The organism is Arthrobacter sp. ZGTC131 (assembly GCF_002929275.1).
Taxonomy (GTDB): Bacteria; Actinomycetota; Actinomycetes; order Actinomycetales; family Micrococcaceae; genus Arthrobacter.
Map to the genome: position 1 here is coordinate 1 of NZ_PJIK01000065.1, position 686 is coordinate 686.

At 65.3% G+C, this 686-nt stretch carries 1 protein-coding gene; it reads left to right on the forward strand.

Going from position 1 to position 686, the window contains the following annotated elements:
* Positions 1-686, forward strand: a 686-nt coding sequence (locus CXQ90_RS21695; protein ID WP_146068959.1) for a glucose-6-phosphate dehydrogenase, incomplete at both ends; no start/stop codon positions are given.

The window sequence follows — 686 nt, forward strand, 5'->3', positions numbered from 1 at the left end:
CGGATCGCCGGACCGTCGTCGCTCGTGCTCTTCGGAGTCACGGGCGACCTCGCCCGCAAGAAGCTCATGCCCGCTGTCTACGACCTTGCAAACCGTGGACTGCTGCCGCCCAGTTTTGCCCTGGTGGGCTTTGCCCGGCGGCAGTGGGACAACGAGGATTTCGCCGCAGAGGTGAAGGACGCCGTCAAGACGTACTCCCGGACGCCATTTGATGAGGCGGTCTGGAACCAGCTCTCCGAAGGCATCCGCTTCGTGCAGGGCGAGTTCGACGACGACTCCGCGTTTGAGCGGCTCGGCGAGACCATCAAGGAACTCGACGAGGTCCGCGGCACGCGCGGCAACCACGCGTTCTACCTGTCCATCCCGCCGAAGGCCTTCGAACAGGTCTGCCGGCAGCTGTCCAAGCACGGGCTGGCCCAGGCTGAAGGCGATAAGTGGCGCCGCGTGGTGATCGAGAAGCCGTTCGGGCACGACCTTGAGTCCGCCCGGCAGCTGAACGACATCGTGGAGTCTGTCTTCCCGCCCGACGCCGTGTTCCGGATCGATCACTACCTGGGCAAGGAGACGGTCCAGAACATCCTGGCGCTGCGCTTCGCGAACCAGCTGTTCGAGCCGCTGTGGAACGCCAACTACGTGGACCACGTGCAGATCACGATGGCCGAGGACATCGGCACCGGCGGCCGCGC